Here is a 16,632-nt window from a genome sequence, read left to right as displayed (position 1 = left end):
AGGACCTTATTCGGTGTCTCATCTGAAAAGAAGAGGGGCTTCGCTTCGAAGCCTTCTGTCCGGACCAGATAGAGGCATTAACGATAGACATGCTCATACTGACGGGAAGGTTATTCTACAGACGAAGCATAATAGAGGGTCTCCGTTCAGTAAGATGATGTCCGCTATTCAGTATGAGCATATGTCGAGGGATGAACTAGTGACGTCCATTTTTTGTACAGAGCAATCTGTCAGCTAGGCATTCTAAAATCGTCACAATCGAAGCCATTGGTATTTGGCTAGCACTCCAAATAATTTCAGACAGATATTATCTCCGCGAATCCCCCGCATCCCTTACCGGATCGCGGGGCTTTTTGTTTTTCACGCTGAGATCTCCCTATGCAAAAATCTGACGGCCTTCAGGCCTTTGAACAACCGCTGGCTTCGCTGCCTCATACCCTGCGCAGCCTCATCCTTGAACGTCTTCATTGCCTTACGCAGTACGAACCGGTAATCGGCATCATGGGTAAAACCGGTGCGGGTAAAAGTAGTCTCTGCAATGCTCTCTTCCAGGGAGAAGTTACACCTATCAGCAATGTTGAGGCCTGTACCCGGGACGTGCTGCGTTTTCGCCTCCGTAATGGCAATCACAGCCTGATGATTGTTGATTTGCCGGGTGTGGGTGAAAGCGAGCAACGCGATGAAGAATACACCGCACTGTATCGTCGCATCCTTCCCGAACTAGATTTGGTACTCTGGGTTAGCGGAAGCTGAAGTGGCAATGCATGGTCATAGCCCTGCGTGTGTAAATTGGTCTGGTTCAATCACTGCCCCTGACGGAGGAGTTGATATCCATGTTCAGGTTGATGAATAAATTGCTCAAATTCATACTCTAAATTTAAGGCCGCGCAAATTTGCACGGCCTTTCTCATGTTATAAAGGTGGGATTTCTCGATTTCAAATTGGAAAATTCTTTTAGCGAGTAGACAAAGACAGTTGCATCAACCATGACTTGCCTAAGCGGGCACACCTTCGTTATGCCCATTGACCCGGCCTAGCAGAGCCAAGATCATCAACGCCGTCAGCACGGAAGCTCCTGATAGAATGAACAAGGTAGTGCGAAACGCTGCATCGTAGCTGCGTAGCACCGCGTCCTCTAATCCAGGTAGCAAGGTGTTGGCACCAGCCAAGTCGCCAATAGCAGCACGGCTGGCTGCTTGACCCAATGTTGTGTTGGAAGCGATGTCGGATAAACCAGACTGGATCAATATCACCAATAACACACCAAATACAGCCAGTGCTAAACCATCAGCCGATACACGGATCGCATTGAAGATGCCTGTGGCCATACCCGCTCGTTCCTTCTCCACCACGCTGACCGCGAGGCTGTCCATCAGACCCCACGGTAAGCCGATGCCTACGCCGATCAGCAGCATTGGCCAGTGTAATACGCCATTAGCAGCACCTCCGGCTAGGTTATGACCCAATAGAGCCAAGCCCAGTGCCAGGATCAACAGGCCAATACCCGACAATACACCCGCCGATATCCAACGAGCCAGCACTCCAGCGATGAAAGGTACCACCAGCAGCGGCGCTGATAAAGCGATCATAATTTGTCCAGCTTCCAGTGCGCTGTAACCATCTACGCTGATGAAACGTGCTGGCAGGATCACAATCAGCGTGATATAGAAAAACGCGGGCGAAGCACCTAGCAGTTGTACGCCTACAAAGCGGGTGTTAGCGAACAACGATAGATCGAGCATAGGGCGAGTCTGTCGTTTCTCTATAATGATAAAGGCGACGAACAATATCATGGTTGCCACCAGAGACGCCACTACGCCAGTATCTCTCCAACCGTGCTCCGGTACACGTAGCAGCCCGTAAGTCAGCAGTGTCAGGAAGCCGGTGAAACTAATTGCTCCAGGCCAGTCTAAACCCCTAGCCTGTGGGTCGCGTGACTCGTCAGCGGTGAAGAGTGCCAAAATCAGGCTAATGATACTGAGCAGTGCGGTTGCCAAAAATACCCAGCGCCAACCCGCAGTATCAACCAACCAACCTGCGGCCAATGGGCCAAAAGCCAGAGCAACACCGAAGCATGTACCGAGGATACTGAATGCACGGGTGCGAGTTGAGCCGTGGAAGACTTGAGCTAGGGTTGAAATACCCCCAGCACATGCTACGGCTCCCGCTGCGCCTTGGAACAGACGCAACACACCTATCCACAGTACTGACGGCGCGTAGGGAATGATAAATGTGACTACGATGAATAGCGTCAGCCCGAGCAACCAGATCCGCTTGCGCCCATAAGTGTCAGCCAGACTTCCCCCTGCCATCATCAGGCTGCCATAGGTCAGGATATAGCCGTTCATCACCCAGCTAAGCTGATTAGGTGTACCGCCCAATATCTGCTGAATCGATGGTAATACTACTGCCGGACCGGTAAAACAGAGTGGTGTCAAGATGCCAGTTAGGCAGACAGTGAGGAGTAGGAACCAACGGCGCATGCCAGTATCGGATTTCTTCATTATGGTATTCTTCCGTTTGGATTGGATCGATTCAAGCGTTGAAACCGCCGTCCACGTCGATCACTGCACCGGTGATATAACGTCCGCTGTCGCTAGCTAAGTAGAGTACGGTAGCGGCAATGTCTTCGGGTTGGCCGTAGGCAGGCAGAGCCAATTTGGCCAAATTTGAAGGCGCGCCCGGCCCATCGGCTGGGTTCATATCGGTGTCGATTGGACCCGGCTGGAGCAGGTTGACTGTGATGCCGCGTTTACCCAAGTCATGCGCGACACTCTTAGTCAAACCGACCAAAGCAGATTTACTAGTGGCATACAGGCTGATACCGGCTCGCCCCGCACGTGGGGCGAGGCAGCTCCCTAGAGAGATGATGCGTCCGCCATCGGGCAAATATTTGACTGCTTGCATCATGGCCGCGAATACGGCCCGTAGATTGACCGATATGGTGCGCTCGAAATCGTCAATCGTGAGCTGATCGATGGTTCCAGTCAGGAAATTGCCAGCATTGTTGACCAGAATATTAAGTTGCCCGAGCCTGGCGATGGTTGTGTCCACGGCGGCGATAACTTGGGTGGCATCGGACGCATCGGCGGCGATGATTTCGGCACGTTGGCCAAGTGCGCGAATCTCTGTCGCGACAGCCTCTGCTTTGTCTTTGGAAGCACTGTAGGTAATGGCAACGTCTGCACCATGTGCGGCTAGCATGCGCGCAATGGCGGCACCAATACCGCGGCTACCACCGGTGACGAGAGCGACTTTTCCTGCGAGTGAGCTCATGATTAAAACTCCTATAATGGTTAAAGATGAAAGGTCATTTACAAGTAAATCTCAATGACTGGAAGGTATGTGCTCCTGTGGCTCGCAAAACCCGTCGTCATTAGTGCAGGTAATCCAGGAATTGGCAGGCGTTCACTTTCTGTTCCTGGAAATGTAGAGGTGTTTTCGTGCATCAAAGCGGCTCCTTATTATTTATATACCAATTGATATAAAATGTAATGATGATGAAGCTATCTTGTCAATGATTTTTATATTGAATAGTATTTAAGTTTATTTTTAATAAGGAAATGGTTATGGCTAAGATGGGTCGCCCCCGTACTTTCGATCGTGATGAAGCAATCAATCAAGCAATGTTATTGTTCTGGGAGTATGGCTATGAATCAACGTCTCTAAGCCTACTCAAAGCTGGGATGGGTGGTATCTCCGCTCCCAGTTTCTATGCGGCCTTTGGTTCCAAAGAGGCATTATTTAAAGAGGTGGTAATCCGTTATACCGATACGTATGGACAAGTAAGAATGAGCCTTTGGGATCAAACGCTTTCTCCCAAAGAGGCTATTGAGTTAACTCTACGTCGCTCAGCAAAAATGCAGACAGAATGTAGCCATCCTCCTGGATGTTTGTTGGTACTGTCAGCGAGCGTTTGCTCACCGGAGCATGACCATATCCAAAAACTGTTGGCTGATGCCAGAGGACAAGTACGGCAAGGATTCGCTGCCTGCATTCAGCGAGCTATAGACAACGGTGAATTGACAAGTGAAAAGGACCCAGCCGTAATGGCTGCAATGTTTGACAGCTTCCTGTCAGGATTTTCAACTTTAGCTAGGGATGGAGTTCCTCTGAGTGTTCTCGAGTCATCCATTACGCAACTAATGAAAGTTTGGGATAGTAAAGTCAACAACAGTTGTGAGCATCACGATCAATTTCGTTGAGTGTAATGATTTCGATAATAGAAGCCTGTTTGGTTTCTATTGGTCATAGCTTAATAGTTTTGTCCATTAAAAATAGCACGATGTACTCTGATCTACTTTAATTAAACAAGATACTTTAATAACGGAATATAATCCCATTATTGAGTTGTAAAATGACAAAACGTAATAATAGAACTTATTCCACTCAATTTAAGCAAGACCATAAACGACCATTGCTTATCTATTTCACAGATAATTTGAATATTATTTCCATTCAGGGATAGTGTCGTTACGTTTCGGGACGTGAGGTTTTTAACGTTTTCATGACGGTGGCTGTGGCGACTTTCAGGACTTGAGCGGTGTTTCGAATTCCCCATTATTCACCGTCATGTCGACAATCTGCTCTACTACTTAAAAGTAATGATGCACAATTACCGGGGTCGCCATGAGAATACCTACTGTGTCGAACCAATAATGGATTAATTGATAAAAAGTGTATGTAAATATAGGGGTAAATCCACTTTGATTCAGCCATTTCTGGCTGAATCATTTCTGTACCAAACTGTGGTGAATTAACAAGCAATAATTACTTGGCCAGATGTTAACGCATTGTATTTTTAATAGCTTCTTCTAACGTTGTTTTATTCATGCGTACACAGTAAACGGGACGCCCTCTTTCAAACTTCCAGCTTTCAGATAACGAACCAACATCAAGCGGATCAAAACCGAACTCCTCATATAACTGAGTAACAATTTTCTTTCCTTTTTCATCATTACCAGCAAAAGGTAAAGCTCGTCGATTATTTTCACCCTTAGGTAAACCATCCTGCTCTAATTCCGTCATCGGAATAGCATTAAATGCCTTTGTTATATGTGAAGTTGGAATAACCCGAGAGATGAGTTCGCTCGTGGTTAATGTGTTCGATTCGAGCTCTTCAATGATCCCATCTCGTTCAGGATAATAATTCATTGCATCAATGACTTGCTTATATTGCAATGCCTTGGCAGGCAAGTCATTAATCGCTGACATAGGTATAGCCAATACGACGACATCACCGAAACTTGCTGCATCTTCCGGAGAACCAATCTCACAACCTATCATCGGTTTTAAACTGAATAGTGTATTGGGGGACCGCGAATTACTTAGCATCACTTCATGCCCTGCGCTTAGTGCAAGTTTAGCGATTGCTCTACCCACAAAACCAGCCCCAACGATACCTATTTTCATGTTCTTCTCCTTTCACTTTTGTGTGTGAAAGGAGCATAATAAACAACAAATAATAGATAAATCGTCATTTCCCACAATATTAATCAACAAACAGGAGTGAATGATGGATCGACTCACCAGTATGGCCGTATTTGTAAAAGCTGCTGAGCTAGGCTCTTTCACAGCAACCTCAGAGGTTTTAAATATGTCAGCACAGATGGTGTCAAAACACATTGCTTGGTTAGAATCGAGATTGGGAGTGACATTGCTCAACAGAACGACTCGTCGCCAGCATTTAACCGATATAGGTCAACGCTATTATGCTCAATGTCAGTTAATTCTTGCGGAAGTTGAGATGGCAGACTCTCTTGTCCATGATTTAAAATCTACACCATCAGGTATTTTAAAAGTTAATGCTCCGGTGACATTCGGTTCAATATCACTAACACCTTTTATCACAGACTATCTTGGACGTTACACTGACACAGAAATCGAGCTTACATTAAGCGATCGCATAGTTGACCCGATACAAGAAGGGTATGAAGTTACGATTCGAATCGGGGAATTGGAGGACAGTTCCTTGATTGCTCATCGATTAAGGCCATACCAATTGATAGCCTGCGCGTCCCAGGACTACCTAAATCGATTCGGGACACCTAATTCACCGTCTGAATTGTCCATGCACTCGTGCCTGATTTACGGTATTTGGACAGTTTCTATGCCTTGCAGATGGATATTTATCAAAGAGGGTCAAGCGGAAGAAGTGAAACCACAGGGAAGATTTCGTTCTAACGATTGGAAAGCACTATTACATGCAGCTATTGAAGGCTATGGAATTACTCTTGGTCCAAGAGATATATTACAAAATGAAATCAATAGTGGTCGCTTAGCTCAAATCTTAACGGATTATCAGACCCCAGCGCGTCCCATGCACGTTCTAACACCATCCACCCAACGCCCAGTTGCGAAGATTCGTTGCTTTATAGATGCCCTCAAAGAGCGATTCGGCCAATATTGACATCTTGTTTAGGTAATAAATAAGCTTTCATAATAACGATACACTCATTTTTTTCATTCCCGGTTGTTGCCCTAATGAAAATGCAATCATAAATTCTTCAACGCACGCTAAGAGTTGCCACATATACTGACAGCAATGATTTCGGGTGACGGTTTCATGCAAGGATTGCCACAGGCGTTCAATCTTATTTAGCCATGGTGAATAAACCGGTAAAAATAACAGGTTAAATTGAGGATTTTGTTTTAGCCATTCCCTGACTTTATGGCTTTTGTGAATACCATAATTATCCAAAATCAACGTGATACTTTTGGCTTGACGATACTGACGATTAATTTTCTCTAACATGTTGATAAATAAATCAGCGTTTTTCTTTATACCACCGATATAGGTCACTTGACCTGTTCGGGCATCAAGGCAGCCTGCAAGGTAGTGCTTTTGGTTTTTCCCCGGCGTCATCACGCGTTTTTGTTGTCCTTTTAGACACCAGTCTACCCCGATTTTAGGATTCAGATCGATATCGACTTCGTCTTCATAAAAAACAAGCTGTTGCTCTGATGCGTTGGCTAAGGCTTCGGTGATTTTTGCCATTTTTTCGTCATACTCCGGATCAGGCCTTTTGATGGTAGGCGCCGCTCTTCGCCAGACAATACCCACCTGACAAAAGTCACGATAAAGCGTAACACCATTCAGTTAAGGGATTACCTGCTTAGAGCAATTGACTGATCCTCAGGTTAATTCAAAATACCCTCATCACTATTAGGTCATGAGGGTATTTTTTGCTTAATCATTGGTTACTCGATATGGAGACATTTGCTGCACCTAAGTCATTATCGACGTTTCAGCAATCTATACCGCTTGAATGGATTGAACAGGCCCTAGACAGTATCGTCATGAGGTAAATTGTGCGATATGCGATAATATTTCTTCTTCCATCAAAAGAGCTGATTAACCATGAGTATACCTGCACACCGCCGTCACGATATTTCAGATCATATTTGGGTTCTGCTTGAACCTCATCTACCTGGACGTCAGGGCGCTTGGGGACGTGTTGCTGAAGATAATCGCCGTTTTATCAATGGGGTATTTTGGATTTTACGGACAGGCGCTCCCTGGCGGGATTTGCCCCCTGATTATGGTGACTGGAAAAATACCCATCGTCGGTTTTGCCGCTGGAGAGATAAAGGGATATGGGAAAAACTGCTCGAACAGTTAGTGAATGCCCCTGATTTCGAGTGGTTAATGATTGATGCTAGCCATATTAAAGTGCATCCCGATGCCGCGGGAGCAAAAGGCGGTAATCAGGCGATGGGACTCACAAAAGGGGGCTCAATACAAAGATACATTTGGCCGTGGATGCGCATGGTATGCCGGTCAGAGTTGTTATTACAAGCGGTACCACAGCGGATTGTTCACAAGCTGAGGCCTTGATTGACGGATTTGATGCCGAGCACCTCTTGGCAGATAGAGGCTATGATAGCAACGCAATAGTAGAAAAAGCGGCACAACAAGGCATGCAAGTTCAGATCCCCAGTCGGAAAAATCGAAAGGTTGCCAGAGAATACGACCGTGAACTCTATCGACTCCGTCATTTAGTTGAAAATGCGTTTCTTCATCTTAAGCGCTGGCGGGGTATCGCGACGCGCTATGCAAAAAATCGCGCATCTTTTCTTGCCGCAGTACAAATTCGTTGTCTTGTTCTTTGGCTGAATGTTTCATGACGACAGAATCTAGAATCCACACAAAAATTCAGCGTTCGACGACGTAAGTTACCGGCTGAACTCGTGGTTTGGCTTGTCGTTGCCATGGGCTTTTTTCGTGACCATTCCATCACCGAAGTGGTCACGAAATTGGATCTCAGTGTACAAAATAGTGCCGGTGAAACCGTCGCGCCCAGCGCAATCCCTCAGGCGCGTCAGAGACTGACTCACGAACCCTTAGCTAAACTGTTTGACATTACGGCCTCGCACTGGGTTAAGCAGGAAGACAGTCACGATATCTGGCACGGTTTAAGGCTGTATGCTGTCGATGGGACACAGTTCAGAACCGCCGATACAGACGAGCTTGACCACCATTTTGGCCGGATTAATACAGTGCGACAAAAACAACGGAATACCCGATTGTCCGATTATGTGCACTCAGCTCATTACGTAGCCGGCTGGTCCGGGATGTGGCATTTGGCCCCAGTTTTCAGGGGGAAGTCACGTATGCCAAGCAGTTGTCGGTCTGACCGGAAACCAGATAAAGGGTACTGACGGGTATCATTGTAGCGCCTCAATCCAGTGGCGTATCTGTGCGGTGGATAACTCAACCGGCAACTCAGCCCGAAGTCCGCCGGGTAAAAAGAGCGTGACGGTCTGCTCAGCCTCGGCATGTTCGTCAACCACCACAGGATGTAGGCGTTGAGGCGCCTGCTGTTGACGAAGTTTTTTTGCCCAATAGTAAAATGTGGCCAGGTTAATCTCATGGTGCTGACAATAGGCTGTCACGGTCATCCCACTTTGTTTCTGGGCTGCGATAACGGTTATCCAATGTTGTTGTTTTTCAGTCAGTGTCATGGTGTTTTTTCCTTTATCAGAAGAAAACACACTATGACAAAAGATTAATTCATCGGGTATGTGGGGTTAATTGGGCGTTTACGCTGTAGCAGCCTCTAAAAGTCGGAATATTTTTTTTGGTTGAGCTAAATTGACCTGACTGAATGTCATGGGGTTGCTGACAGTTCAGCACCCCTGACAAAGTATATTTGGGCTGAATAATGCCAGAAGTGACACGCCTCCAATATACATATTGAAACAAGCAGAGGGTGAAGACATGATAGTTAATTTTTTATCTAAAATTCAATTTTGTATCCAACTTAAATTCAATACTATCAAATCAGGATAAACGGAATATCCCTGAGAAGTTTATGCGCAAGTTCATGCTCAGGATAAAACATAACGGCTAATTTCCACACACGGCTTGCCTCTTCTAAGTTATCGTTATTCCAATGAAGTCCACCAAGATTAAACAATGCCAGTTCATTTTTTTCATTCAAAGACAAACATTTTTCATAAGCTTCGATAGCTTCAAGTATACGCCCTTGAAACTCATAGGATATTGCCACTTGAAACCAACTAAAATCATCTGGTTGAATTTTTTCAGCTTGTTCAAGTAGTAAGGGTAAACTCTCCTTAAACCGTCCAAGATGATTTAAAACGACACCAAGGCAGTACCCATATTCCCCTCCATCAATGTTATAGGCTTTTCGAAAGCATGATTCTGCATCCAACCATTTATCTTCATCTTGAGCCCAATGACCCAAACGATCCCATAAAAATGCTGTATCTTCATATTTAACATCCAAGATGCACAGTTCAAATTCCTTTTTGAAGTCATCATAAGAGAAGACCATTTCATCATTATTCATTCTAAGAAAATTTTTTGCTAATAATAGTTCTCTTGATGCATCAGGGTTGTGTGGATACCTATTTAAAAAACGCTCCCAGAATGGTAGGCTTAATTTTGCTGAAATTGTAGACGTTCGACAAAAAGTAGCAACTATCATTAAGCACCACTTCCATAACTGATCTTTATTTTCGCTTCCACTCAGTAATGTATTAATTTCTCTATATGCTGAACGATAGTCATTTAGATTAAAAAGAGTATTGATTCGCCACTGCACTACACCAACTAGTCTATTTGGAGTGTTATGCGAAAAAATAATGGCATCGAAATACTCAAGCGCCAACGCATAACTCCCTTTTCTATTGTAGTAAACACCTACCGCATAATTTGCCTCACTTAAATTAGGATCTAATTTAAGTGCTTTTTGATAGCAATCCAATGCTTTATTTTCTTCTCCAAGAGCAGAATAACTCCCTCCCAAGTTTCTATAGCATTGTGCTGTTAATTGGTTGTCGTCAGATAAATACTCCAATGCATTTTTATATTCTTGAATAGCTTCATTTTCTTTTTTAAGAGCCGTAAACCCGTTGCCAATAGAATAATAGAGACTACCTTTAGTAAGTTTTCCTTCAGATAGCCTTGATCTAAGGTACTGAATACCATCAATAATTCGCCCTTTATCATGACACATTCCATCCATACCCTTATTAATTTCTGACATATAAGGGAAAATCATGGCAGGATGTTCTGCACCCAAAATTGCCAAAAAATCATGGAAATTAGCACTAATTATTTCATCATGATTATGATCATATAATGATGTTAACATTTCTTGAACTAATTTTTTATCTTCAGGGATATGAATCTTTGGTACAGTTTTACTAATTATCTCCGCAACATTTTCAATTGGATTTGTAACTATGTTTATTCTTGCATCCCGAGTTGCAAGAGCATTGAGTTTAAGTAGTTCGGATATTTCGTGCAAACGTGACTCAGATATATCATCCACAAATTTCACAGTGAGGGTTTCTTGCTCAGACCAATTTTTTCCTGACTGCTCATAATTGCGCAATATATTTTCAGCGAAGCATATTTTGAGCAATTTTGTAGGAGCGTGAAAGCAAACATAAAATGAATATGGATGCATTAATAAGTAATTCAAGTTAGCTCTATTAACTGAAATACTAATTGAACCATCAAAATTCAGTTCTTGTTCCGTACCTTTCAGTTGAACAAATAATCTGATATTTGTCGCTTGACCGTTAACTGTTATTTCAAGTTGATAGTCTACCCCGTAGTCATTAACATCCTGACTCTGTATGAAAAAATCCTTTGAGTCCCTAAGAAATCCTTCAAAAGCTGTAATGGCAAGCCTTTCAACTCTGTGATTTCTATCTCTTTTGGGGAAATCATTTAAATGTTGCATTTTCTACCCTACGATCGAAGATGTGCTGGAGAATCTAGCCTATTCAGTGCAATTTCAGAGATAAAATTTTTAATTGTCAAGCAATAATAACTTTTATCGGAGTTGAATTGCCCCAGCGGCTTCGGAAGCCAAGTTTAAGCAGACAAATCTCCCGTTTTCGCTCAAACGGGAGGTTATTAAACCAAAAAATCACTCGATTGTTCTTACCCAGCAATATAGTGAACACGCGAAGAAGTGAATTAACTCTCAACTAAAGATAGCTACCATAAAGATAGCTACCATGATAAAACAGTATCAACTTTTATAAAGCTTCGCAAACAACCCGCACCTGATTTTCGGGGGTATTGTTGCATTATATACTCCCCACAAATTTTATAGTTTTTTTATACTGTTTTTCCTCAAACATTTTATCTATATTATTTTCATCAATCTCACCAAAAGTTAATAAATGAGCGTAGTATAAGAGGTTCATCGGGGTTCTGGAAGCATAAGTAATTTGAATGTCATTTATTGAAATTCTTCGCTTAGAATTTTCCCCTTTTACATTTATATAAAAATTCATCATGTAAATAGAATTATCAATGTATGCATCGCCTTCCGCAGCATATCTGGTAACAAATCGAACTGGTATAGCTACGGAATATTCACCTTCTGCCATGTTTTTAGGAAAGATCTTTTCAATAAGTACATTCATATTCTGGCTTGGATAAAAAAGCTCAGTAGAATCGATATATTCTTCCTTTTGGGTGAAACCTTTAGGGAAAATTATGTTGATAGATAATATTTTTTTATTACCCCCTAGGGCTTGAACTTGCATTGTGTTTTTTTCAATATTTTTTTGCTGTAATCTATTATTTTTTGGTTGTTTGCATAGGCTGCTTCTACATATTTTTGATTGCTACATGAAGTAAATAATGCTGCCATTGATATAACAAGAGCAGTGAGATCAATTGATTTTGACTTAATGGCTGTATAAATTTCACTCCAAGTCACTTCATTCCCCCTTTGGTCATGTTTCCAATGATTAGATGTTGTGATAAATTTCCCTTTTTTATTATGGGTAAGAGATGGCTAAAGTTGATGTGGCTTGTCGTTACTGTCACAAAACAGAAGAGGTAAAAGGACATGGAAAAGGGCGCACTGGACATCCCCGCTATCACTGTTACGCCTGCCGTAAAACTTTTCAACTAACCTATACCTATCAAACCTGTAATCCCGGTATGAAAGAGCAGCTTGTTGTTGAAATAGACGAACATGGTCGTTTGTCGGTAACAAGAAAAATCAGTGCTGGCTCTGGTATGCTTGGGAACCGAATATGAAGCGGGTCATCGCACATGTCTTGGGTGATCGCAGCAGGAAAACGTTGGAAACATTGCTGGCTCTTCTGTCTCCTTTCAACATCCAGTTCTACTGTACGGATGATTACATCGTTTACGATTGTCTTCCTGAAAAAAAACATTTCATAGAAAGAAATTTACTCAACGTATCGAGAGAACCAATCTCACCCTACGTATTCGCATCAAGAGACTGAATCGAAAAACGATAGGCCATTCTAAATCCGAAGAAATACACGATAAAGTGATAGGCATGTTCATTGAGCGTGAATACTACCTTGTTTAACCGATCTAACTATTGGGAACATAACCTACGTAACCTTCAGTATCAACGCTATCAAGCAACCAAAGATTCTCGGCCTCAACAATTTCACGGGTACGTTTATCACGAGCAGATTCCATGAATTTCTCCTTTAAGCAAAATGCTTGTATAGGTTCGTAGCCGTCATTCCAACCGCTATTCACGTTCTCTTTCGCGTTCAACTAAATCAATCATTTTTTCATACGCAGCGGCAGCCTTGGCATTCTAATTCCTTGAGCTGAATGCAATCGAAAAAGCCGCGGTTAAGCTAACTATGTTGTCGCAGGGCATCGATTGACGAGCAACCGAAACACCTGCATTGAAACAAAAATACCTAGCCGCAATTAGAGGTTCACTTCACGAAGGTGACAAGGTTATTAAAGCCTAAACATGACTTTATCTAAAAATTCCAATGATAGCGGGAACCTGAGACCAAATGATGCAGAAGTAATAGAATGAGAAGATAAATCCTACACTCAATAATATGACAAGCAGCCAGCTAAATAGTTTGTTATCTTTCTTGCAACTTTGTAACGCAGCAATTAATCCAATCAATAAAGCCACTGTCAAAACAGTAACAATAGGTAGTGCAATAACGAAAAGAATCAGAATTATTCCCATAACCAAAACCTCCTTTGTTCATTAATATCATTGAAGTTTCAGTCTACTTCATGGGCATATTGCTGTCAGCTTTTTCGTTTCATTTAGCATCATCAACTGCATTGGTTGATATAACCCCGATGAATTTCGATACTACCGAAGCACAAAACTTATGCAAAACCCTATCAACACCGCTCATAGACGGGTAGCAGCATTCGTTTTCTGTAGCCACTCAGGGAATGGATACAAAAATATTTCTTTTAGTTTCAGATGGTAACTAATTGTTAAGCATTATTCGCTTGTTATTGGGTGAAAATAGGTTTAATGGGTTAATTGGTTTTTGTTGTTGTCAGTGAAATGGGGTAAGTAAAATGAAAAAGTTCATTCTTCTTTGCCTGTTAGCAGGCACTACACTTTTAGCTTCAATGCAAACTTATGCCTTGGCGTGCTCAGTATATCCTATAGATAGCCAAGCATGGCACAACTGTGTAACTCAATGCATAATAACACAGAGTCAAATAGGAGGCAGCATTCTACTCTGTTTATAACAAAATCGCAGAACGGTAGCGCTCCTGCCGTCCTTTCGTCATGACTCTGTATTAGTTCTGACCACCTCAGCATCATTTGCTCTGAGGTGGTCAGGTATTATTTAATGATCGATGCTGTATACTCAATTAACAAGACCTTAGACGCTACAATTAAGCAAATGCACAACGCAGAGAGATAAAGCCGAATGCACAAACAGCAGTAAAAAAGATACACACCAAATTCATTGTCAATATCACTTGCTATCACGGTGGCGGATATTCGTTAATTGTCAATATGTTGGGCACAATCGGCCCTTTAACTTTCAGGGAAAGCATTATCATCTCAGAGTAGATGATTTGAGTTGGTATTTAAGTCAGCGTTTGAAGTATTTATCTAATTCATCCCGATATCGGTATTTTCTGTATTCTATGAACCAGAAGATAAATCCTAACACTGCACCAATTGCCGCAAGTTTGGTATATAGCCACCCTCTAAATCAGGGCGAGATCTCACATTTTTAGCAAGGTTATTGAGGTTAAATAAAGACCAGAATATGACTTTTTATAGCTATTTCTCCCATTAAAACGCTAAGATCACGCTATTCCATAAAAATAGCGATCATAACAATGAGTATTTTTTATTTTATCAGCAAGATAGATGACCCACGTTCTGACATCAATAAAAAACATGAATTGATGGATGTGATTTTTTTGGCTTTTGCAGCCGTGTTATGTGGTGCATCAGGTTGGAAATCGATTCAAGAATTTGGTGAGATACAAATCGAGTGGCTTAAAAAATATACGCGCTTTACTCATGGTATTCCTCGTCGTCACTGTATTGCCAATATTATCAAAATGATAGAACAAGATGCCCTGGTTGAAGCCTTTTATAGCTGGGTAAATCAACGCCGGCTCAAAGCAGGAAAAAGCCTTATCGCTATTGATGGAAAAACGATGAAAGGGACGTGTAAAGGGACTCTGTTTGAAGCCCTGCATATAGTCAGTGCTTATGATGTGGACTCCGGTGTTGCCCTGTATCATCGGACAGCCGAAAGTAAAGGCAAAGAAGGTCCGGTTGCAAGACAACTGATTGAATTATTGGCGCTTGATGATGCGATCGTCACGATGGATGCGCTGCATTGCCAGAAAGAAACGCTTGAGTTAATTACTCAGCGGGGGGGCGACTTTATTGTTGCCGTTAAAGGTAATCAGAAAAGTCTGGCTGAGTTTGTTAAATCCCATTTTGCTGCGCATTATGAAAGTCATGAGCTTGTTGAATTTACAGAGAAAAGTAGAGGTCATGGGCGAGAAGAACTCCGTCACGTTATGCAAATTCCTGTGGCATTACCCGAAGGGCTTCAGGAAAAATGGCCTTCAATACAATCGGTTATAGAAGTAGTCAGTGAACGCAAAGTGAAAGGCCAAGCCTCCCATCGTGACTCACGCTGGTATGTCAGTTCATTGCCTTTAGATGCGGAACTGGCGGCCACAGCAATAAGAAGACACTGGTCGGTGGAAAATGAGCTGCATTGGGTTTTGGATGTCACCTTTAGGGAAGATGCTATTTCGCTTAAAGATCCTGATGGTGCGGCACAAATGGCGCTTTTTAATCGTATAGCACTCAATGTGATTAAACAAAATACCAGTATAAAAGATAGTCAAGTGGCTAAACGTCGAAGAGCAACGTGGTCAGCAGAATTCCGTAGTCAGCTTATCTTTGATTAAATTAAATACAAAGTGGAATCCCGCCCTGCCCTCTAAATAGAATGAATTCGCAAAATGTGTACTCTTTTTTTATTAAATCAATTGCAACGCCATTTATGATCATATCACTGATAAATACAATTACTGGTAGAGCAAGAGCACATGCGATTACCAAATATATCAGAGTAAATATTCTTACTTTAGTATTGAAGTTCATTAGTCACCGCATCTTATTATATCAATATTTTATACAACGGTAGTTAAGATTACTTGAACAGTGTACCACCAACACCTCCATGCCACCACATCTCATGGTGGTATTTTTTATTTCCAGCTGTAGACATATCTCTATGGTTATTTTATGTGTGAACAATTTAACCTACTGTTTTCACTTCTCTCTTGCGTATTTCTCCATGAATTAAGGTGTGGTATCCTACATTTATATAACTATTTGATTTTAATTGATTCTTGCATATAGCGAGAATCGAATAGTTAGCGGTCTTTTTCTCCATCCAAAAATATACCTATGCTATCTGGTTCCGAGCCGCCAACTCTTTGTGTATTTTCCATCTGGCAATTTTTCAGATCTGAAAATATGTTAATTCGTAATAATATTTGAATATTTTGATTGTATACCAATCTAACTTTAAGATGCGTATGATTTAGTGTTGTAAATTGCAATTTGAAGTTTAGTGCGTATATACGAGAGAATTTTTACAAACAGGCAATAAAAGCACCTTATTTATACATTCTTATCAGAATAAAAATAAACTTTATTAATTATTAACTGATTTTTTATGCCATCCTCCCATCGAAACATATGCAATTTTCTAACTGATCTGAGTCAAGACTTATCCTCCAATATTTATTAATTTATTTTATTGATGTTCACAGGTGAAGAAATAACCCTCTACATTCATGTTACTTAGCAACGAACTTATTAATTA

At 42.1% G+C, this 16,632-nt stretch carries 11 protein-coding genes and 4 pseudogenes; 7 read left to right on the top strand and 8 right to left on the bottom strand.

The window, feature by feature from the left end; all coding sequences use genetic code 11:
- Positions 1-378: 378 nt before the first annotated feature.
- A pseudogene (locus ACSJJG_RS04850) lies at positions 379-741 on the top strand (YfjP family GTPase); the annotation flags it as partial.
- A 254-nt stretch (positions 742-995) separates the two neighbouring features.
- Here the strand turns inward: ACSJJG_RS04850 and ACSJJG_RS04845 are convergent.
- Complete coding sequence (locus ACSJJG_RS04845; protein ID WP_223281819.1) at positions 996-2,504, bottom strand: MFS transporter; 1,509 nt, start codon at positions 2,502-2,504, stop codon at positions 996-998.
- Positions 2,505-2,535: 31 nt separating this feature from the next.
- Positions 2,536-3,279 carry an SDR family NAD(P)-dependent oxidoreductase gene (locus ACSJJG_RS04840; protein ID WP_282885646.1) on the bottom strand — a complete coding sequence of 248 codons (744 nt, stop codon included), beginning with the start codon at positions 3,277-3,279 and terminating at the stop codon, positions 2,536-2,538.
- 290 nt (positions 3,280-3,569) lie between these two features.
- Between ACSJJG_RS04840 and ACSJJG_RS04835 the strand changes: the two genes are divergently transcribed.
- A complete protein-coding gene (locus ACSJJG_RS04835; protein ID WP_189760766.1) occupies positions 3,570-4,205 on the top strand; it encodes a TetR/AcrR family transcriptional regulator in 636 nt (211 codons plus the stop codon).
- A 580-nt stretch (positions 4,206-4,785) separates the two neighbouring features.
- Here the strand turns inward: ACSJJG_RS04835 and ACSJJG_RS04830 are convergent.
- Positions 4,786-5,412 (bottom strand): NADPH-dependent F420 reductase, encoded by a 627-nt coding sequence (locus ACSJJG_RS04830; protein WP_189760765.1) that lies wholly within the window; start codon positions 5,410-5,412, stop codon positions 4,786-4,788.
- 103 nt (positions 5,413-5,515) lie between these two features.
- Between ACSJJG_RS04830 and ACSJJG_RS04825 the strand changes: the two genes are divergently transcribed.
- Complete coding sequence (locus tag ACSJJG_RS04825; RefSeq protein WP_189760764.1) at positions 5,516-6,409, top strand: LysR family transcriptional regulator; 894 nt, start codon at positions 5,516-5,518, stop codon at positions 6,407-6,409.
- A gap of 27 nt (positions 6,410-6,436) precedes the next feature.
- On the opposite strand, the pseudogene ACSJJG_RS04820 reads toward ACSJJG_RS04825, so the two are convergent.
- A pseudogene (locus ACSJJG_RS04820) lies at positions 6,437-7,087 on the bottom strand (IS630 family transposase); the annotation flags it as partial.
- A 273-nt stretch (positions 7,088-7,360) separates the two neighbouring features.
- Between ACSJJG_RS04820 and ACSJJG_RS04815 the strand changes: the two are divergent.
- Both ACSJJG_RS04815 and ACSJJG_RS04810 read left to right on the top strand, forming a co-directional pair.
- Positions 7,361-8,127, top strand: a protein-coding gene (locus ACSJJG_RS04815) for an IS5 family transposase (RefSeq protein WP_282885503.1) whose coding sequence is annotated in 2 segments (ribosomal slippage) — positions 7,361-7,736 and positions 7,736-8,127 — 768 coding nt in all. Because the reading frame shifts where the segments join, the coding sequence is not laid out codon by codon here.
- A gap of 3 nt (positions 8,128-8,130) precedes the next feature.
- Positions 8,131-8,630: pseudogene (locus tag ACSJJG_RS04810) on the top strand (transposase domain-containing protein); the annotation flags it as partial.
- A 37-nt stretch (positions 8,631-8,667) separates the two neighbouring features.
- Here the strand turns inward: ACSJJG_RS04810 and tnpA are convergent.
- The 4 genes from tnpA to ACSJJG_RS04790 all read right to left on the bottom strand — a co-directional run bounded on the left by tnpA (position 8,668) and on the right by ACSJJG_RS04790 (position 12,212).
- Positions 8,668-8,964, bottom strand: a complete 297-nt coding sequence (gene tnpA, locus ACSJJG_RS04805) for an IS66 family insertion sequence element accessory protein TnpA (protein WP_189761483.1) — start codon at positions 8,962-8,964, stop codon at positions 8,668-8,670.
- Between the two features lie 314 nt (positions 8,965-9,278).
- Entirely contained in the window at positions 9,279-11,219 is a 1,941-nt protein-coding gene (locus ACSJJG_RS04800; RefSeq protein ID WP_189761207.1) for a tetratricopeptide repeat protein, read from the bottom strand.
- Positions 11,220-11,571: 352 nt separating this feature from the next.
- The gene (locus ACSJJG_RS04795; protein ID WP_189761206.1) at positions 11,572-12,036 is read right to left on the bottom strand and encodes a hypothetical protein; all 465 of its coding nucleotides are present in this window, start codon (positions 12,034-12,036) and stop codon (positions 11,572-11,574) included.
- The gene (locus tag ACSJJG_RS04790; RefSeq protein ID WP_189761205.1) at positions 12,018-12,212 is read right to left on the bottom strand and encodes a hypothetical protein; all 195 of its coding nucleotides are present in this window, start codon (positions 12,210-12,212) and stop codon (positions 12,018-12,020) included. The genes ACSJJG_RS04795 and ACSJJG_RS04790 overlap by 19 nt, the downstream gene beginning before the upstream one ends.
- A 74-nt stretch (positions 12,213-12,286) precedes the next feature.
- On the opposite strand from ACSJJG_RS04790, the pseudogene ACSJJG_RS04785 reads away from it, so the two are divergent.
- Both ACSJJG_RS04785 and ACSJJG_RS04780 read left to right on the top strand, forming a co-directional pair.
- Positions 12,287-12,839: pseudogene (locus tag ACSJJG_RS04785) on the top strand (IS1 family transposase).
- 1,769 nt (positions 12,840-14,608) lie between these two features.
- On the top strand, positions 14,609-15,706 hold the full coding sequence (locus tag ACSJJG_RS04780; RefSeq protein WP_282885504.1) for an ISAs1 family transposase: 1,098 nt from the start codon (positions 14,609-14,611) through the stop codon (positions 15,704-15,706).
- Positions 15,707-16,632: the final 926 nt, after the last annotated feature.

This window comes from Xenorhabdus sp. SGI 60, from assembly GCF_056632175.1.
The sequence above is the reverse complement of the archived record's forward strand: the minus strand, read 5'-3'. Positions and strand labels throughout refer to the sequence as shown.